General features: G+C 42.6%; 19 protein-coding genes. 2 read left to right on the top strand and 17 right to left on the bottom strand.

Annotation, left to right across the window (positions count from 1 at the left end; genetic code table 11):
- Positions 1-184: 184 nt before the first annotated feature.
- Together HA044_RS07515 and birA are read left to right on the top strand one after the other, a co-directional pair.
- Positions 185-1,192, top strand: a complete 1,008-nt coding sequence (locus HA044_RS07515; protein ID WP_187540585.1) for a LacI family DNA-binding transcriptional regulator — start codon at positions 185-187, stop codon at positions 1,190-1,192.
- An 8-nt stretch (positions 1,193-1,200) separates the two neighbouring features.
- Positions 1,201-2,136: a bifunctional biotin--[acetyl-CoA-carboxylase] ligase/biotin operon repressor BirA gene (gene birA / locus HA044_RS07510; protein ID WP_187540584.1), complete on the top strand. Its 936-nt coding sequence runs from the start codon at positions 1,201-1,203 to the stop codon at positions 2,134-2,136.
- 109 nt (positions 2,137-2,245) lie between these two features.
- On the opposite strand, the gene HA044_RS07505 is transcribed toward birA, so the two are convergent.
- The 17 genes from HA044_RS07505 to yghU form a co-directional block, all read right to left on the bottom strand.
- Positions 2,246-2,650, bottom strand: coding sequence for a glycosyltransferase (locus HA044_RS07505; protein ID WP_187540583.1), 405 nt, complete (start codon positions 2,648-2,650; stop codon positions 2,246-2,248).
- Positions 2,651-2,861: 211 nt separating this feature from the next.
- Entirely contained in the window at positions 2,862-3,062 is a 201-nt protein-coding gene (locus tag HA044_RS07500) for a DUF3272 family protein (protein ID WP_187540582.1), read from the bottom strand.
- Positions 3,063-3,100: 38 nt separating this feature from the next.
- Positions 3,101-4,777, bottom strand: a complete 1,677-nt coding sequence (gene dnaX / locus HA044_RS07495) for a DNA polymerase III subunit gamma/tau (protein ID WP_187540581.1) — start codon at positions 4,775-4,777, stop codon at positions 3,101-3,103.
- Positions 4,777-5,274, bottom strand: coding sequence for a GAF domain-containing protein (locus HA044_RS07490; protein ID WP_187540580.1), 498 nt, complete (start codon positions 5,272-5,274; stop codon positions 4,777-4,779). Before HA044_RS07490 ends, dnaX begins: the two co-directional genes overlap by 1 nt.
- 147 nt (positions 5,275-5,421) lie before the next feature.
- The gene (udk, locus tag HA044_RS07485) at positions 5,422-6,057 is read right to left on the bottom strand and encodes a uridine kinase (protein WP_187540579.1); all 636 of its coding nucleotides are present in this window, start codon (positions 6,055-6,057) and stop codon (positions 5,422-5,424) included.
- Between the two features lie 140 nt (positions 6,058-6,197).
- Positions 6,198-7,265: a hypothetical protein gene (locus HA044_RS07480; protein WP_187540578.1), complete on the bottom strand. Its 1,068-nt coding sequence runs from the start codon at positions 7,263-7,265 to the stop codon at positions 6,198-6,200.
- A 122-nt stretch (positions 7,266-7,387) separates the two neighbouring features.
- Positions 7,388-8,452, bottom strand: coding sequence for a hypothetical protein (locus HA044_RS07475; protein ID WP_187540577.1), 1,065 nt, complete (start codon positions 8,450-8,452; stop codon positions 7,388-7,390).
- Positions 8,453-8,582: 130 nt separating this feature from the next.
- A complete protein-coding gene (locus tag HA044_RS07470) occupies positions 8,583-9,635 on the bottom strand; it encodes a hypothetical protein (protein ID WP_187540576.1) in 1,053 nt (350 codons plus the stop codon).
- A gap of 124 nt (positions 9,636-9,759) precedes the next feature.
- Complete coding sequence (locus HA044_RS07465) at positions 9,760-10,791, bottom strand: hypothetical protein (RefSeq protein WP_187540575.1); 1,032 nt, start codon at positions 10,789-10,791, stop codon at positions 9,760-9,762.
- Positions 10,792-10,898: 107 nt separating this feature from the next.
- Positions 10,899-11,945: a dTDP-glucose 4,6-dehydratase gene (rfbB, locus tag HA044_RS07460; RefSeq protein ID WP_187540574.1), complete on the bottom strand. Its 1,047-nt coding sequence runs from the start codon at positions 11,943-11,945 to the stop codon at positions 10,899-10,901.
- A gap of 265 nt (positions 11,946-12,210) precedes the next feature.
- Positions 12,211-12,804, bottom strand: a complete 594-nt coding sequence (locus HA044_RS07455; protein WP_187540573.1) for a dTDP-4-dehydrorhamnose 3,5-epimerase family protein — start codon at positions 12,802-12,804, stop codon at positions 12,211-12,213.
- Entirely contained in the window at positions 12,804-13,673 is an 870-nt protein-coding gene (rfbA, locus tag HA044_RS07450; RefSeq protein ID WP_187540572.1) for a glucose-1-phosphate thymidylyltransferase RfbA, read from the bottom strand. The genes HA044_RS07455 and rfbA overlap by 1 nt, the downstream gene beginning before the upstream one ends.
- Positions 13,674-13,764: 91 nt before the next feature.
- The gene (locus tag HA044_RS07445; RefSeq protein WP_049488917.1) at positions 13,765-14,046 is read right to left on the bottom strand and encodes a ZIP family metal transporter; all 282 of its coding nucleotides are present in this window, start codon (positions 14,044-14,046) and stop codon (positions 13,765-13,767) included.
- A 233-nt stretch (positions 14,047-14,279) separates the two neighbouring features.
- The gene (locus tag HA044_RS07440; protein WP_187540571.1) at positions 14,280-15,386 is read right to left on the bottom strand and encodes an FAD-binding oxidoreductase; all 1,107 of its coding nucleotides are present in this window, start codon (positions 15,384-15,386) and stop codon (positions 14,280-14,282) included.
- A gap of 9 nt (positions 15,387-15,395) precedes the next feature.
- Positions 15,396-16,193, bottom strand: coding sequence for a Nif3-like dinuclear metal center hexameric protein (locus HA044_RS07435; protein ID WP_187540570.1), 798 nt, complete (start codon positions 16,191-16,193; stop codon positions 15,396-15,398).
- Entirely contained in the window at positions 16,180-16,869 is a 690-nt protein-coding gene (locus HA044_RS07430; protein WP_187540569.1) for a tRNA (adenine(22)-N(1))-methyltransferase TrmK, read from the bottom strand. Before HA044_RS07430 ends, HA044_RS07435 begins: the two co-directional genes overlap by 14 nt.
- An 81-nt stretch (positions 16,870-16,950) precedes the next feature.
- Positions 16,951-17,742 carry a glutathione-dependent disulfide-bond oxidoreductase gene (gene yghU, locus HA044_RS07425; RefSeq protein WP_187540568.1) on the bottom strand — a complete coding sequence of 264 codons (792 nt, stop codon included), beginning with the start codon at positions 17,740-17,742 and terminating at the stop codon, positions 16,951-16,953.
- Positions 17,743-17,806: the final 64 nt, after the last annotated feature.

Genomic DNA, 17,806 nt, shown 5'->3' with positions numbered 1-17,806 from the left:
AATAAGCTAACAGATGAATCGATTATAAAAGAAAATTTAGTAAAAATTTACTATTTTTCTGATCTCAAAAAAGGACCCTACTTTGCCACTCTAACATTCAGACCTGTAAACATTTAGTAAAATCTATTTCTTTTTACTGGTATTTAGAGTATACTTTAGATAACAAGCAAAAGAAGGAACAACTATGGCAACGATTAAAGACATAGCAGAAAAAGCAGGGGTTTCTCAGGCAACAGTCTCTCGGGTCCTCAATCTGGACGATACCTTATCCGTCAGTGAAGACACGCGTAGTCGAATTTTTCGTATCGCTGAGGACCTGCATTACCAAAAGAAAAGCCACAAAACAGCGCCTCAAGCGGGCCTAAACTCTCATAAAATCGTTATCTTTGAATGGTACACGCGCGAAGAAGAATTAGACGATCTCTACTACTACGCCATCCGGATAGGGTTGGAAAGACAGGCCCAAGAATTGGGCTATGAGATCATTCGTATCTTCAGCAAGGATGATTGGTCCTTGATGAAAGAGGCAGACGGTATCATCGCTCTTGGGAAATTCAGTCCCAAGACCATTCAAGATCTGGAAAGCTACGGCAAGCCCTTGATCTTTGTCGATAGCAACACCCTCTATCTGGGGCATTCTTGTGTGACGACAGATCTAGAAGATTCTGTTATCATGGTTCTTGATCACTTTCTTGAAAAAGGGCATGAGGAAATCGGGCTTTTGGTTGGCCAAGAACAGACAGCAGATGAGACACCGCTTCAGATGGATCCGCGTCAACGGACCTTTCAACAATACCTCACCGCAAAAGGGTTTTACCAAGAGCGCTTTGTCGCGGTTGGAGAATTTTCGACTGAATCTGGCTACCAACTGATGGAGCAGCTGATCCAAGGCTTAGGAAACGAGTTGCCAACTGCCTTCTTCATGGCCAGTGATGCCTTGGCTGTCGGGGCTCTTCGAGCCCTCCAGGAACACCACATTGCTGTTCCCGAGCGCGTCAGTATCATTTCCTTCAATGATACTTCGATCGCCAAGTATGTCTACCCTGCCCTCTCTACCGTCACGGTTTACACAGAAGAAATGGGTAAGCAAGCTATTCAGATGCTATGGCAAACCTTTCAAGGAACCCAACCAAGTGTTCCCTATATGGTCAAATTAGCCACCAAACTGACGATTCGAGACAGCAGTCGCTAGGAGGTCCTATGAAAACACACGAAATTCTTTTTCAAACCCTATCCCAAGCGGATAACTACGTCAACGGAGAGCAACTAGCCAAGGAGTTAGGAGTTTCTCGCACTTCTATCTGGAAAGCCATCCAACGCTTGGAAAAAGAGGGAGTCGTCATCGAATCCCTCAAAAAGAAAGGTTATAAACTCATCTCAGGTGACATTTTACTACCTGAAGTGATCGCAAGCAACACCCACTTGAACGTTTCTCTAAACGAACATTGTAGCTCTACTCAATTGGATGCCAAATTAGGAATGGAAGCCAATCATGAAGGCAAAACGCTCTACCTGGCTAATTCTCAATCTGCAGGGAAGGGACGATTTGGCCGTCGCTACTACTGTCCAGATCAAGGTGGTATTTACATGTCCCTTCATCTCAAGCCCCAACTCCCACCTGCGGAGCTCCCCCCTTATACCCTCATGGTCGCTGCAGCTATCTGTAAAGCGATTAAAAACCTGACCTTAATTGATGTTTCTATCAAATGGGTCAATGACATTTATTACCGTGAAAAGAAAATTGGCGGTATCTTAACAGAAGCCATCACGTCCATCGAGACTGGTCTTGTCACGGATGTCATTATTGGAGTTGGCTTCAATATGGCTATCTCTACTTTCCCAGAAGAGCTAAAAACCAAGGCTGGTTCCTTATTTGAAGGGCCTTGCCCCATCACTCGGAATAGCCTCATCTGCGAAATCTGGAAGGAATTTTTCCAAACGGATGTCGACGAGCTGGTCTACCTGTATAAAGAGCGCTCCTTAGTCCTAGGACGAACTGTCACCTTTGAGCAGAACCAACAGACCTATCAAGGCATTGCCAAAGACATCTCCGATACCGGCCAACTCTTGGTCCAACTGGACAAGAAAAAAGAAATCTGGCTTAATAGCGGAGAAATCTCCTTGACCAAATGGTGAAAACAAGTAAAGAAAAGAGGCTGAGACAAAAGTCCTAGCCTCTCAATTATCTTTGGATTGTCGAGCAAGACGCAGTGATAATTTCAAATGTTAACCTTCTCACCCAAGTCTATTTCAAGTATTTCTTGGCATACTCTTCGTAGTTTGGTTTCTCTTTTTTATTCATGGCATAGAGCAAGAGGCCACTCAAATCATTGTCTTTTGAAGTTGGTTGAATCATGATGGCAATATTTTTATTCGGATCTGGGAAAATCACTGAATAAGACTCACCATCTTGTTCGATTTTGTAGTATACAATCCCCTCTTTTCTTTCAATCGACTTTTGTTTATAGGGATACTTTTCACCATCAACTGTTACAGTATCTTTTGTAAAAACAAGCTCACCATTTTTCTTATCGCCCGTTTGGACTTTCCATTTGCCTTCCAGTTTAGCCGGAGAGCTACTGCAAGCCGCAATCAGAACCAAACCAAGAGAAAGAAGAACCATCGCAATTATTTTTTTCATTTTAGACATTTATTTTTCATACTCCTAAAATATTTTTTTATTTTCTCTTCACCTATAGAAAGACTTGGACTCCTTCACGCACTTGTAAAAACACCCCTAGACTCATAGGATCAGTGAAAATTTGCATAGAACTAGTATACCATAAATGACAGGTTGCAGGATACACCGAATCAGAAAAAACCTTTTGAAAATGTGATACTCCATTTTCAAAAGGTTTTCTTTATTTTCGGCTTTTTTTGTTGATTTCTTTTTCAATGGCACTGGCAATTTTCTCTACCACATAGGCTGTTTGGAGATTGCGCAAAATCAAGAAAACCCAAAAGAGGGCAAACAGCAGGTGACCAGCCATAGTCGCCTCATTGAAAAAGTAGGTTTCTAGAGCAGTAAAGACTGCTAACACTGAAAATTGTTTTCTATTCATAGAACTATTCTACCATGAATCTATAAAAAATTCATGAGTTAATCGTTTTGTACGGTAATTTTATTAGACAAAAAATCGAATTCTTTTGGGATGACGCTCTCTTCTTCTGCGGCCACTTCAGCCTTTTGTCCACGTGCTTTAGATGAAAATTCAGCTCGAATCTTAGTCCACTCTTCCAAAGAAATCGCTAAGATCTCAGGTGAAAAACCGGCAGCATTGCTGAGGATATTGCCAAACATGGTATTGAGGTTGTCCCGCTTCATGGTTTGTTCAGCATTGAAGGCCGATTCAAAAGCCAAAATCGCATGGTTCTCATTGGCAGCAACTGGCTGAGATCCGATCAAGAGGGCTTTATCTGCACCACCTAGACTTTCGATAATCTCTCCCCAAGCATTTTGAAGACGGATCAAGTTGGTCCGTGCTAGTTCTGGATTTTCAACCGCTTCTTGCAAGATCGCATTGACCTTGTTTCGATCGACCCGGTAAGGCTTATTAGACTTGGTTGAGCGGGTTACTGGTGGCTTGGAACTAGACAGATTGTCTCCGGCTTGGGCCACTTCTTGCTTGAGTTGAGCGACTTCCTTCTTCAGCTCTTCTAGCTGAGCCAAGACATTAGAAGACACTTCAACAGTGGCCGACGTAGCAGTTTGTCCCGTCATTTCGGCCAATTTGATGGTCATCATCTCCGTATAAATGCGCGGTTGCAAGCTATTTTTGATATCTGCTAGACTAGTCGTCGCCTGATCAATCAGGGCAAAAAGACGCGCTTGATCTGCCGATAGATTAGCCGCAAACAAGTCACTAGCATGGGTATTTTCTCCACCTGTCTGAACAATCAAGAGATCTCTCAGGTATTGAAGTAAGTCCGTGACAAAACGGGCCATATTCTTCCCATTATCAAAGATAATCGCGAGCTGGTCCAGCGCCGCTGTCGCATCATGAGCTAGGATCGCAGCTACATACTGGTCAAGAGCAGCAAGACTGATGGAGCCGGTGATCTCTTCAGCGATTGCTGTCGTCAACTCACTACCCGCAGTCAGACTCAGGGCTTGGTCCAAAATGGACAAGGCATCCCGCATCCCACCTTCAGCGCGTCGAGCGATGATCTGCACAGCATCTGCTTCATAGGCAATCCCTTCAGTAGCTAAGATACTTTCCAAATGGTGAACGATATCTGGCAGTTTGATCGATTTGAATTCAAAGCGTTGCACCCGTGATAGAATCGTCGCAGGAATTTTGTGCAACTCCGTTGTTGCGAGGATAAAGACGACATTTTCCGTTGGCTCTTCCAATGTCTTTAACAAGGCATTGAAGGCACCAGTAGAGAGCATGTGCACTTCATCGATGATGTAGACCTTGTGTTTAGCAAGACTTGGCGCATAGGTTGATTTGTCGCGAATATCACGAATCTCATCGACCCCATTGTTGGAGGCCGCATCGATCTCGATAACATCTTCTAGACTTCCATTGGTAATGGCTTCACAGATATAGCAGTCGTTACAAGGCTCTCCATTGACTTGATTAGGGCAGTTCATGGCCTTGGCAAAGATCTTGGCCACACTGGTTTTCCCAGTTCCACGAGGACCAGAAAAGAGATAGGCATGGCTGATCTTATCTTGCTCCACTGCTTGTCTCAATGTCCGTGCTACCACTTGCTGGCCAACTAATTGGCCAAAGGTCTGGCTACGGTATTTTCGATATAAGGCTTGATACATTAACTCTTCACTCCAAACATCTTAAAGTCCCAGTCTGTCTTTTCAAGCAAGAGAGAGACAAACTGTTCGAGATAGGCTTGGTCCAGCTGATCATAATCAGCGACTATTTCTGAATCTAGATCCAAAACCCCAAGGAGTTGCCCATCCTTGACCATGGGCACCACAATCTCACTCATGGCCCGACTATCACAGGAAATGTAGTTGGCATGCTGGTGGACGTCCTCGACGATGATGGTTTCTTGCTTTTGAGCCGCTTCTCCACAGATACCCTTTCCAAGTGCGATGTGGACACAAGATACTCCACCTTGAAAAGGTCCCAAGATCAATTCCGATTGGTCATACAAATAAAAACCCGCAAAGACTGAACGAGGCAGTGCTTGATTCAAGAGTGCGCTAGCATTGGATAGATTGGCCAAAGCATTGGTCTCATCCGTTAAGAGAGCATCTAACTGGGCCAGCAAGAGCTGGTATTGTGATTCTTTTTCCGATTGTTTCATACCTTTCATTATACCAAATCTTTGCTCAAAAATTAAGTTAGAAAGCGACAAAAAGAGTGCGATTGAGTGATTTTCTTCAAAATTCTCTTCGCACTCTCTATTATTTAGATAGATAAGATCCGCTCATGTCCTTATCTCTGTTTTGTCTTAACCTTCACGCGCTTCTCGGAGGATTTTTTCAATCTTGGTTGTAATCAGATCGATCGCTACAGTATTGCTGACACCTTCCGGGATAATGACATCCGCATAGCGTTTAGTCGGTTCGATAAACTGATGGTACATAGGCTTCACCACACCCAGGTACTGATCAATAACGCTATCAAGACTCCGGCCACGCTCTTCCATATCCCGCTTGATCCGACGAATGATCCGAACATCATCATCGGTATCCACAAAAATTTTGATATCCATCAAGTCGCGAAGGCGCTTGTCTTCAAGGACAAGGATCCCCTCAACAATAAAGACATCCTGCGGTTCCTGGCGATAGCTCTTACTACTACGCGTATGTGCCGCATAATCATAAGTTGGGATATCCACCGGGCGACCTGCTAACAGTTCATTGATCTGTGCAATCATCAAATCTGTATCAAAGGCAAACGGATGGTCATAGTTGGTCTTGATCCGCTCCTCAAAGGTCAAATGACTCTGATCCTTGTAATAAGAATCATGCTCAATCATGGCAATCTTTTCATTTGGAAAATTCGCCAAAATGGCACGAGATACACTAGTTTTTCCACCACCAGAACCACCAGTAACACCAATAATAATCGGTCTATTTTGCATGTTTAACTCCAATAACTGTACTCGTCTGAAAGATTCAAACACCTCAGACATATCTTATTTATTCTACCATATTTTAGCTCAGACTTGAATAGTTTTAAATCAGAAGTTTAGAAAACAAAAAGGACCTCGCGGTCCTCTCATTATTGCACTTTTTCCACCATCGACTTAAAATTATAGTCTTTATCTAGAACAATAACCTTCTTCCCTCCATCTACAGGTACAATGTAGGAATGAGTATAAGCCTCTTTATATACTTCCTTAGCACTATTCACTGTGTAGCCTTGATTTTTAATCTCTTTTTGAACCTCTTCAAATTCAGCATTTATTTCATCATCCGAAGAATGGGAATTTCCACTCTTATTATTGATACGATCAGTATCTACAAGTGGATAAATAGCAGTGACATCCGTATTCGATGCGCCATTTTTCGTTATTTGAAAAACTAAATGATCGTCAGTATTAGACACGTTTTCCCATTTTCCAACCAAAACGTCAGGATATTCGATTTTTTGGAAAACGGCTCTCTTCTTAAATTCTGACAAATTGGATGTATAGTAGGCTAGGTCCGCTAAATCATCAAAGAAGATGACATTTGTCCCATTAGACTGAAGCAAATTATAAAATACTAAACCTTCCGTTTTAAAAATGACTACTTCTTTGGTACTCAAATGAAACTTTTTATCGACATCCTTTAGCGTCTGCATATTCGGTAAGTTTAATTTAGAAAGTTTCTGAATAAATTCATCTTTAGCTTCTTTTCCTTCGATCGTTTTTTCGATCAGATGAGTTGTATTGACTTTCTTTTTCTTTCCATTTAGTTCATAAACTACTGGCATCGAATCCGTGTTGCTAAGCCAAATTCCATCCAGATTTTTTGTCCCTGTAAAGAAAAAGATCCAAATAAGAGTGAGTGCCGTAACAATAGCGACTACGGCCAGACCGAACGTTGTTGGTTTATTGAAAGACAACTTGGGTTTTCTCTTCCCCGGAACAGGTTGCAAAATTTTCTGATATGACTGTTCTTGAGCGAAGGATGTAGGTGCAACAGCTGCTTCCTGACTATGAGCCTGATTGTTGCTTGTTTGAGCAGATGCATCCTTTTGTTCTACTACAAACTCCCCCTTTTCACGCGCTTCTTGAAATTCTTGCATACTTGGCTTGCGACCATTAACCGCTTCAAAGTACTCGACCCAATCTTTTTGATTCATGATCATCCTCCTAAAAAATCATTTCCCTAAAAACTAGTCATAGTATACCACAAATCAGGGAGTTCAGAACATTTTTTAGGAAATTCATGATGAAAAACAAAAAGGACCTCGCGGTCCTCTCATTATTTCATTTTTTCTAGCTTGGCATTCACGTGATAACTACTATCTAAGACAAGAATATTTTTTCCACCATATACTGATACGAAGTAATAATTTAACCCTACTTGTTTATAGACGTCCTTTTCACTCTTTACTTGATAGCCTTCTGACTCAATCTCTTCTTTAATGTTCTCAAATTGTTTTTGAACTTTTTTATCTGTTGATTTATTTTTTTCAGATTTTCCATCTAGAAAATCTTTATCTGCCATCGGGTAGAAAGCAGCTTGGCTTGTTCCAGAATCACTGGAAATCAATCCATGATCGGTAATCGTAACCTTTCTTGTTTCATCACTTTCATCAGACGTAACTTTCCATTTACCCACCAAAACTTTAGGAGTTTCAACTTTGTGATAAACAAGACCTTCTTTAAAAGTTGTCGAATTAGATGAATAACTTCTTAAATCATATACACTGTCTTTTAAGATAACATTTGAACCATCTTTTTGAAGTAAATTATAAGTGACATGCTTATCGTATTTGACAATGATGACTTCTGTTGTTTTCAAGTTAAATTTCTTGTCTACATCCGCAAGCGTATGGATTTCACTTGAATTTAACAAGGAGAGGGCTGTTTCAAATTCTTTTTTTGCTTCATTTCCTTTGAGGACATCATCAACTGTTTTTTCACCATTCACCCTTTGTTTCTTTCCAGTGAGTTCATAAGTGACCGGACTCGAATCGGTATTTCGAACCCAAACGCCATCTAGGCTTGGTCCACTTGAGAAGAAAAAGAAGCAAACTACAGCAACCACTGCGACAAGTCCTGCGATGGATAGACCGATGACGGTTTTCTTAGTGAAGCTGAATTTTGCTCCTTTTGGTCTTGGCACCGGTTGGCTATGGCCTGCAGGACCACTTGGTTGCATTTGTGGCTGTGGAGCGATAGTTACAGGTTCTCCTGCTTGAGTTGGTGTATTGGTCTTTTCAATGACAAATTCACCCTTTTCACGCGCTTCTTGAAATTCTTGCATGCTTGGCTTGCGACCATTGAGGGCTTCAAAGTACTCAACCCAATCCTTTTGATTCATCTTGATCCTCCTAAAAACGAAATTTTTTAAAAAAGCTATTATTAGTATACCATAAATTCTACCATTCAAAGAAAATTGTTTGGAAATTCATAGCCTCTAAAAAAGAAAAAGGACCTATCGGCCCTTCAAATTAGTTTACTTTTTCAGCTTTTATAGAGAAATGGTAGTTTTTGTCCAGAGCAATAAATTTCTTTCCGCCCTCTACAGGAATAATATAAGAATTTGAATAAGACTCTTTATAAACATCTTTGGCACTATTGATTTTGTAGCCTTGTTCTGCCACTGCTTTTTGGACATGTTCGAATTCTGTATTTACTTTATCATCCAGAGAATGAGAATCCCCATCACTACTATTGATGCGAGCAGAATCTACAAGTGAATAAACGGCGCTACAATAACTGTTGGAGGAACGTTTCGAAATACCATGATCTGATAATTGCAAAATATCTTTCTCTTCTTCTTCATTTTCTCCCTCGACCACTTCCCATTTTCCCACTAAAAATTTTGGAAATGCGATCTTTTTAAAGACGGTCATTTTCTTAAATTCCGGGACAGCATTTCTATAATAAATCAGATCTTTAAAATTATCAGACAGCATAACGTTTGTGCCATTTTCCTGTAGTAAATTATAAAACGTTTCGCTATCTGTTTTGATAATAACCACTTCTTTGGTCTTCAATTGATACTGATTGTCAACATCGGCCAGTGTCTGTATCGTAGAGGAATTTAATGACGAGAGCTTGTCATTGAACTCTTTTTTCGCTTCATTTCCTTTGATCACTTTTCGAATTGGATAATCGCCATTGAGCTTCTTTTCTTTCCCATTTAGCTCGTAGACAAGAGGTCTGGAAGCCGTGTCGGTCAGCCAAATTCCATCTAAATCCGGCCCACTTGAGAAGAAAAAGAAGCAAACCACAGCAATGACCGCAACAAGCCCTGCGATGGAGAGACCGATGACTGTTTTCTTATGAAACCTTGGCTTTTTGGGGCTTGCTAGTGGTTGGCTGTAACCGGCTGAGCTGGTTGATTGCACTTGCGGCTGCGGAGCGACAGGTGCTTGAGCAAGTGTGTCGAGTTTATTCACAACAAATTCGCCCTTTTCACGCGATTCCTGAAATTCTTGCATACTTGGCTTACGGCCATTGACCGCTTCAAAATATTCAACCCAATCTTTTTGGTTCATGATCATCCTCCTAAAAAAATTGATTTCCCTAAAAGCTAGTCATAGTATACCACAAATCAGCGAGTCTAGAGCTTTTTTGGGGAAATTCATGATTCAAAGCGAAAAGGACCATGCGGTCCCTTTATTATTCAACTTTCTGTATTTTATTTACAATTTTAAAATCGTCATCAAGAGCAATAAGCGTCTTTCCACCATTTACTGGGACGAGATACCTAGAATAATTCATTTTATACACTTCATTTGGACTGTTTACAGTGTAACCTTGCTTTTTAATAGCTTTTTGGATATGTTCAAACTGGCTTTTTAGTTTTGAATCCGAATAGTCTTCATCTTTATTATATTTATTGAAACGCTTCAAATCCGTCAGACTATAAAATACTAAAAAATTTTTCTCCTTACTACCCGATTTGCTAAAGATTCCATGGTCTGAAATGGTATAAGTACCGTCCTCATAAAATTTCCATTTTCCAACTAAAACTTTTGGAAATTCAATTTTTTGGAAAACTACTTGTTTCTTAAATTCTGATACAGATGAATCATTATATTTTAGTGCTTTAAAATCCTGATCAATAATTACGTTGGTGCCATCTGCTTGAAGCAAGTTATAACGTACATTTTTATCTGCTTTAACAATAACGACTTCTTTAGTTTTTAATTGGAACTTCTCATCAACATCTGCCAAAGTCTTTAAGTTAGATAAATCGGATGAAGATAGTTTCTCATTAAATTCCTTTTTCGCTTCATTTCCCTTGATTATTTTATTTATGGAATATATCATATTGATCGTCTGTTTTTTTCCTTTTAGCTCATAGGCAACAGGTGCTAAGTTAGGGTTAAGCCAAATTCCATCTAAATCCGGTCCAGCTGAGAAGAAAAAGAACCATACTAAGCCAACCACTGCAACAAGCCCTGCGATCGATAGACTGATGACTGTTTTCTTATGGAACCTTTGCTTTTTGGGAGTTGCTAGAGGCTGACTGTAACCGGATGGGCCAGTTGGTTGCACTTGTGGCTGCGGAGCGACAGGTGCTGAAGCAGGGGTATCCGGTTTGTTCACAACAAACTCCCCCTTTTCACGCGCTTCTTGAAATTCTTGCATACTTGGCTTACGGCCATTGACCGCTTCAAAGTACTCGACCCAATCTTTTTGATTCATATCCTATCCTTCCTATTTGAAACCTAATATGTTCCATTATATCATACATCCGCTTTTACTGAAAACGAGTGAAAAGTCCAAGAAATTTTCTACTTGGACTTTCTTCCTTATTTCAAAACTTTTTGTGTTTTCGCGTAGTTAGCTTCGACAGCTTCTTTTTCAGCTTTCCACCAATCTTGGTGGTCGGTGTACCACTTGATCGTTTCTTCCAAACCTGCTTCGAAGTTTGTGAATTGTGGTTTCCAACCTAATTCTTCACGCAATTTTGTTGAATCAATCGCGTAACGCAAATCGTGACCAGCACGGTCTGTGACACGATCGTAAGCATCTTTTGGTTGACCCATTTTTTCAAGGATCAATTCAAGCACTTCCTTGTTGTTCTTTTCACCGTCAGCACCGATTAAGTAAGTTTCACCGATACGACCCTTGGTAAGAATAGCCCAAACACCAGTTGAGTGGTCGTTGGTGTGGATCCAGTCACGGACGTTTTTCCCTTCACCGTATAGTTTCGGCTTGATGCCAGACAAGATATTGGTGATTTGACGTGGGATGAACTTTTCGATGTGTTGGTATGGTCCGTAGTTGTTTGAACAGTTAGAAATCGTTGCCTTGACACCGAATGAACGTACCCAAGCCTTCACGATCAAGTCTGAAGCAGCCTTGGTTGATGAATAAGGTGAGGATGGGTTGTATTTAGTTTCTGCGGTGAATTTTTCACCAGGACCTTCACCATGTCCAGGAAGATCCTCACGCAATGGAAGGTCTCCATACACTTCGTCTGTTGACACGTGGTGGAAACGAAGATCATACTTACGAGCCGCTTCCAAGAGTGTATAAGTTCCGACAAAGTTGGTGTAGATAAATGGAGATGGATCTTTGAGGGAGTTGTCATTGTGGCTTTCAGCCGCATAGTGGACGATAGCATCTGCTTTGGCAGCCAATTTGTCGACTAATTCGGCATCAGCGATGTCTCCCACAACCAACTCTACACGATCCCCAAGGATTTCTTCGATATTGGCACGGTTGCCAGCATAAGTAAGTTTGTCCAAAACTGTCACATGGACATCTGGATGGTTGTTATAGACATAGTGAACAAAGTTTGAACCGATGAAACCAGCGCCACCGGTTACGATGATATGTTTGTATTCAGTCATTTTTTCTCCAAAAATAATAGTTTATTTTTAAACTTTAAATCAATCTTTTTTAGCTTTCCTTAGGTGAGTACGGACGTCAGCGAACTTCGAAGAAGTTCCATGTCTAAGTTTTGAGCCTAGTGTCTCAAAACTTCCGAGCACCTGAAACAAAAATAGTTCAGGTGCTTTTCTCACGGCGGAAAGCTAAGTATATAACTCGCTTCGCTCGTTTATAGCAAAGCTAAAAACTATAGAATGCTTTCTTTGATTGTTTAAAGAGCTATTCTTACAAATCTTCTGCTTTTAGGGGTTTGACGTCTTTGAGCAGTGGGTGATTCTTGTCTGCTTCTGAGACTTCTGCTTCTTCCAAGTTTTCCCATTGGATGTCTAGGCTTGGGTCTGCGTAATTAACAAATGCATATTTTGGCTTGAGCTCCAATGCCCAGTAGTCATTGACTAAGTATGTATAAGCCACTTTATCCGTCAAAACTTGGAAGCCATTGGCTACGCCACGAGGGACAAAGATTCCTTTTGAAGCGTCAATCACAGTTTGGTAAGTGTTCCCGAAGGTCTCGCCTTCCCGAAGGTCTACCCAAGTTCCAAGGACCTTACCTTCATCTGCCACAGAGATGTACTTATCCCAAGGCTCTGCATGCAAGCCACGCAAGACATTCTTACGAGAGAATGAAATATTGTTTTGCAACTTACCTTCTGCAAAGAAACTTTCAGGGAAGCCAAGAGGAAGCATCTTCTCTTTTTGGAAATTTTCTTTAAACCAACCACGGTTGTCCCCATGAACGGGAATATCGAATTCCAACATACCTGGAATGGCTTCAATCTTACGTGCTGCTAGTTCTTTTCCGAAAAATTGTTCTGTCATTAAGCTTCTCCAATCAAACGGAGCAAGTATTGTCCGTATTCGTTTTTCTTCAGCGGTTGCGCCAATTCATGAACTTGTTCTTTAGTAATATAGCCCATGCGATAGGCAATTTCTTCAAGATTGGCCACTTGAACATTTTGCAAGCGTTGAACGGTCTCGATATATTGAGAAGCTTGCAAGAGGCTTTCGTGGGTTCCAGTATCCAACCAGGCAAAACCACGGCCCATGAGTTCCACAGAGAGATCTCCACGCTCTAAATAAGCCTTGTTAACATCTGTGATTTCGAGCTCTCCACGAGGACTTGGTTTAATGTTTTTAGCAATTTCGACCACATCATTGTCATAGAAGTAAAGTCCTGTCACCGCAAAGTGAGACTTCGGATGTTCTGGTTTTTCTTCGATAGAGATGGCATTCATCTCATCATCGAACTCAACCACACCGAAACGTTCTGGGTCTTTGACTTGGTAACCAAAGACAGTCGCCCCTTTTTCTTTTGCTTCTGCCCGTTGCAACATGGCTGTCAAGCCATTTCCATGGAAAATATTGTCTCCAAGAATAAGGGCTACATGATCGTCACCGATAAAGTCTTCTCCAATGATGAAGGCTTGCGCCAAGCCATCTGGGCTTGGTTGCTCAGCATAAGAAAGGGAAAGCCCCAGTTCCGAACCATCTCCAAGAAGCTCTTCAAAACGAGGAAGGTCTTGAGGAGTTGAGATAATCAAGATTTCTTTGATCCCCGCCAACATTAGAGTTGAAAGCGGATAGTAGATCATTGGTTTGTCATAGATGGGCATCAATTGTTTGGAAGCTGCGCGTGTCAATGGGTACAAGCGAGTTCCAGAGCCACCAGCTAGAATAATACCTTTCATAATTACAGGCCTTTCTACGTAGTCATTACTCTTATTTTATCATGTTTATATAAAAAAGTCACCTTGCATCTATGGTACAAGGTGATCTCATTTACCCCAAAGCGACGTCTAAAATCATCATGATGACAAAGCCAACCATGAGGCCGAGAGTCGCAACGTCTGTGTTGCCATTGGTCTGTGAATCTGGGATCAACTCCTCAACTACCACGAAGATCATCGCACCTGCCGCAAAGCCCATCATGATGTCCAGTAATTTTCGACTAATGTGCTTGAAGAAAAAGACGATGGCCGACCCGACAATGGTACAACCCCATGTAAACAATCCTGCGAGAAAGGCCTGTAAGACCACGGATTGTGATTGAAACCAATTCATAACAACTCCCATTTTCTTGTTGATTCACTTGTTCTATTCTACTATTTTTATCCGAATGAAGGAAGGTCTTTCGAAAAAAAGAGAGTGGGACAGAAATCGGTCATTCGTTAGAATTCGATTTCGTCGTCCCACCTCCGCAAAGTTGAGTAGGGCTGTAAAAGCTGATGAATTCAGCGTAGTAGAGCCCACTCAACCACTGCGTCTTGCTCGACAATCCAAATACAATTGAGAGGCTAGGATTTCTGTCCCACTCTCTTCTTCACATATTGTTCAACTGGATAATCTGTTGGATCTAGACGCACGTTTCCTCCTGCCACTAGTTGGGCCAGGTGCCAACCAATGAGGGGACCCGTTGTGAGGCCAGACGAACCGAGGCCACTGGCGACATAAATACCAGCTTGATCAGGAAGAGCTCCCCAAAATGGTGAAAAGTCACTGGTGTAGGCCCGGGTTCCCACGCGCTCCCCGATAACTCCCGCTTGAGCTAGTTCTGGATAGTAGGTCAAGGCTTCTTCTTCCATCTGATTGAGCAGAGCTTGATCCACCATCAGGTCAAAGCCCATCTCATTTTCATGGGTGGCTCCCATACTGATCTTGCCTTTCTGGAAGGGAATGATATCCAACTCTCCTTCTGGCATAACCACAGGATAATTATCCGTATCTAGGTCTAGCTGATAATCCCGCAGTTGCCCCTTTTGCGGACGGACATCCACTTGGTAGCCAAGTGGCTCAAGGATTTGCCCCAACCAGCCTCCTGTCGCTAGGATGACTTGGTCATAGCTTTCTTCTGCAATCTGATAGGCGTGATCAGAGATTGAGAGGGCAACCTCTTCCTTGATCACTCTTGCGCCACTTGCTTTCAGAAGAGTTTCCGTTAGAAGAGCTCCTTCTACATGCGCTCCACCCGAGGCATAAAGGAGCTGTTCAAAGCCTTGCAGACCTGGGAATTGTTGGGCCACTTCTTCTGTAGTCAAAATCGATAAGTCTCCGATTAAGGGAGATTCTTCCCGTCGACTCAGCGCCAACTGATAGAGTTCATCTAATTTCTCTTCCTTCTTCTTAAGGAGATAGACCCCAGTCTGCTGGTAAAAGTCTGTTTCGATTCTGTCCTTGGCCAGGTCCTCTACTAATTCTTGGTAGAAATCAGCTCCTAGCCGAGCCAGACGATACCAGGCTTTGTTTCGCCGCTTGGAAAACCAAGGGCTAATAATCCCAGCCGCTGCCTTGGTTGCTTGCCCAACTCCGTGATCATAGACGGTCACATCCACTTGTGCTTCTTTTGATAAATAGTAGGCTGCAGTGGATCCTACGATCCCTGCACCGATAATAGCAACTTTCATGATAACCTCTTAGATATGGTAAAAAGGATTGGTGCTGGCTTGACTGCCAATCACTTCGATTTCCCACGCTTCTTCAGACTTCCACTGATTGAGTTTTTCGACTAGTTTTGACACAAAGAGAACTTCGATATGGTGACCTGGATCCAAGGCCAGGAGGCCATCGCTCAGCATGTCTTGAGCCGTGTGGTAATAGATATCTCCTGTGATATAGACCTCTGCTCCTTTAGCGAGAGCATCCTTGTAAAAGGACTGGCCACTTCCTCCACAGATAGCGACGCGCTCAATGACCCGATCCAAATCCGCCCGGTCATAACCAACCAAGCGCAAAGTATCTAAGCCAAAGGTTTCTTTGACCTTTTGAGCCAACTGACCAAAGGTTTGAGTAGCTACCCGACCGATGCGACCGATTCCGAGTCCTTCCCCTGTCATGCTGAGGGGCTCTGTATCTTCAATTTCTAAAAGCTGGCAGAACCAATCGTTCAATCCATCTGGGACAATATCAATATTGGTATGGCTGACATAGACCGCGATATCGTGCTTGATCAAGTCAATATAGATCTGATTTTGAGCCCGATCAGCTACCAAATCCTTGAGGGGACGGAAAATGGGCGCGTGCTTGACGATGATCAAGTCCACCCCATGGGCGATGGATTCCGCCACTGTCTGTTCGCGGATATCTAAGGCCACCATGACCTTCTTGATGTCTTTTTGCAGGGTGCCAACCTGTAAGCCACAGACATCTCCCTCCATGGAAAGTTCCTGAGGACAGTAAGCTTCATAGCGTTTGATAACTTCACTTGCTAACATGTAGAACCTCCTTGATTTGGGCGATGCGCTCTTCTAACGATTCTCTCACAGATTGATTCTCAACAGGAACCTGCTCCAAAGCAAAGGCTAATTTCTCTACTTCCTTGGTCCATTTTTGGACAAAGGCTCGGGCCTGTTCCAGCATCAAATGGGGACCAAAGCGCAATTCCTTGGCTGACAACTCTTGAGAACCGTGTTCCACTACAAGGATCTCATAGAACTTCTCATTTTCTTCCAAGATGGCTTCATCGACAAGGCGAAAATCATGGCCTACCAACCAAGCTCGTAATTCATCCTCCCGATTATTGGGTTGCAAGACCAAGCGAGAGACACTGGCTAATTTCTCAAGACCTGCCGCTAGGATATCGGCAATCAAGCGTCCGCCCATCCCTGCAATAGTGATGCAAGAAATACTATCCGTTGGTTCAAATGCGGCCAAGCCATTAGCTAGGCGGACTTCAATCTTGTCCTCTAAACCATTATCGGCGACATTTTGAAGGGCAGACTGGTAGGGGCCCTCAACAACCTCACCAGCAATGGCAGCTTCAATTTTTCCTTCTTGCAAAAGGGCAATTGGGAGATAGGCATGGTCACTTCCTACATCTAGCAGACGTGCTCCAGCTGGGACAAAGCTAGCCACCAGATTCAAGCGATTTGATAATTTCGTAAATTCCATGTGCTTCTTTCTATACTTTTATTCCATTCCTTAGTATACCATGTTTGCACCATTAAAAAAAGGCGCAACGGCGCCTTTTCCTTATGCATCAATTTCCTTATATTCCACTTCCAAGCCACGTTGCACTGCTGGGCGATTAGCAATCTTCTCTGTCCAAGCTTGCAAATGCTGGTATTCCTTCACATTTAGGAAAATCCCTGCACGATCCCAAACCTTGTCTTGGGCGAGGCGGCCATACCAAGACCAGATGGCGATATCCGCAATGGTATAGTCATCTCCTGCGATATAAGGTTTGGTCGCCAATTCTTTGTCCAGTAGGTCCAATTGGCGTTTGGCTTCCATGGCAAAGCGGTTGATGGCATACTCTATTTTTTCAGGCGCATAGTGGAAGAAATGGCCAAAGCCTCCTCCTAAGAATGGTGCCGCACCCGTCTGCCAGAAGAGCCAATTAAGCACTTCTGTCCGTTTAGCAGGATCTGTCGGAATCAATTGACCAAATTTCTCTGCTAAATACAATAGAATATTGGCTGATTCAAAGACCCGAATGGCTTGGTCACCTGATTGATCCAACATGGCTGGAATTTTCGAGTTTGGATTGATGGCCACAAAGTCACTACCGAATTGATCCCCATCACCAATCTTGATGCGATAAGCGTCATAGCCTGCATCCACTCCCAGCTCTTTTAGTTCTTCCAGCATAATGGTCACCTTGATCCCATTGGGGGTTGGAAGCGTGTAGAGTTGGAAAGGCTGGTCACCTTTTGGAAGGATTTGTTCAAAGCGAGCACCTGCTGTTGGTTGGTTCAAGCCACCCCAGGCTCCTCCCATTTGACTCGGTGCTTCCCATACTTCTGGTAATTGATAGTCTGACATCTCATTTCTCCTTTTTATCTAAGCTACTTCTAGCATATCAAATATCAGACTCCCTTTCAAAAAT

Origin of the sequence: Streptococcus sp. IMAU 99161 (assembly GCF_014435245.1) — a bacterium.
Taxonomy (GTDB): domain Bacteria; phylum Bacillota; class Bacilli; order Lactobacillales; family Streptococcaceae; genus Streptococcus; species Streptococcus lactarius.
The sequence above is the reverse complement of the archived record's forward strand: the minus strand, read 5'-3'. Positions and strand labels throughout refer to the sequence as shown.

Excerpts from the sequence above, each read along its gene's own strand:
- HA044_RS07455 (WP_187540573.1), bottom strand. The coding sequence starts at position 12,804 with ATGACAGAACAATTTTTCGGAAAAGAACTAGCAGCACGTAAGATTGAA.
- HA044_RS07490 (WP_187540580.1), bottom strand. The coding sequence starts at position 5,274 with ATGAAACAATCGGAAAAAGAATCACAATACCAGCTCTTGCTGGCCCAG.
- HA044_RS07465 (WP_187540575.1), bottom strand. The coding sequence starts at position 10,791 with ATGAATCAAAAAGATTGGGTCGAGTACTTTGAAGCGGTCAATGGCCGT.
- HA044_RS07430 (WP_187540569.1), bottom strand. The coding sequence starts at position 16,869 with ATGGAATTTACGAAATTATCAAATCGCTTGAATCTGGTGGCTAGCTTT.
- HA044_RS07470 (WP_187540576.1), bottom strand. The coding sequence starts at position 9,635 with ATGAACCAAAAAGATTGGGTTGAATATTTTGAAGCGGTCAATGGCCGT.
- dnaX (WP_187540581.1), bottom strand. The coding sequence starts at position 4,777 with ATGTATCAAGCCTTATATCGAAAATACCGTAGCCAGACCTTTGGCCAA.
- HA044_RS07435 (WP_187540570.1), bottom strand. The coding sequence starts at position 16,193 with ATGTTAGCAAGTGAAGTTATCAAACGCTATGAAGCTTACTGTCCTCAG.
- birA (WP_187540584.1), top strand. The coding sequence starts at position 1,201 with ATGAAAACACACGAAATTCTTTTTCAAACCCTATCCCAAGCGGATAAC.
- rfbA (WP_187540572.1), bottom strand. The coding sequence starts at position 13,673 with ATGAAAGGTATTATTCTAGCTGGTGGCTCTGGAACTCGCTTGTACCCA.
- HA044_RS07500 (WP_187540582.1), bottom strand. The coding sequence starts at position 3,062 with ATGAATAGAAAACAATTTTCAGTGTTAGCAGTCTTTACTGCTCTAGAA.
- udk (WP_187540579.1), bottom strand. The coding sequence starts at position 6,057 with ATGCAAAATAGACCGATTATTATTGGTGTTACTGGTGGTTCTGGTGGT.
- yghU (WP_187540568.1), bottom strand. The coding sequence starts at position 17,742 with ATGTCAGACTATCAATTACCAGAAGTATGGGAAGCACCGAGTCAAATG.
- HA044_RS07440 (WP_187540571.1), bottom strand. The coding sequence starts at position 15,386 with ATGAAAGTTGCTATTATCGGTGCAGGGATCGTAGGATCCACTGCAGCC.
- HA044_RS07515 (WP_187540585.1), top strand. The coding sequence starts at position 185 with ATGGCAACGATTAAAGACATAGCAGAAAAAGCAGGGGTTTCTCAGGCA.
- HA044_RS07480 (WP_187540578.1), bottom strand. The coding sequence starts at position 7,265 with ATGAATCAAAAAGATTGGGTCGAGTACTTTGAAGCGGTTAATGGTCGC.
- rfbB (WP_187540574.1), bottom strand. The coding sequence starts at position 11,945 with ATGACTGAATACAAACATATCATCGTAACCGGTGGCGCTGGTTTCATC.
- HA044_RS07475 (WP_187540577.1), bottom strand. The coding sequence starts at position 8,452 with ATGAATCAAAAGGATTGGGTTGAGTACTTTGAAGCCCTCAATGGTCGC.
- HA044_RS07445 (WP_049488917.1), bottom strand. The coding sequence starts at position 14,046 with ATGAATTGGTTTCAATCACAATCCGTGGTCTTACAGGCCTTTCTCGCA.
- HA044_RS07505 (WP_187540583.1), bottom strand. The coding sequence starts at position 2,650 with ATGTCTAAAATGAAAAAAATAATTGCGATGGTTCTTCTTTCTCTTGGT.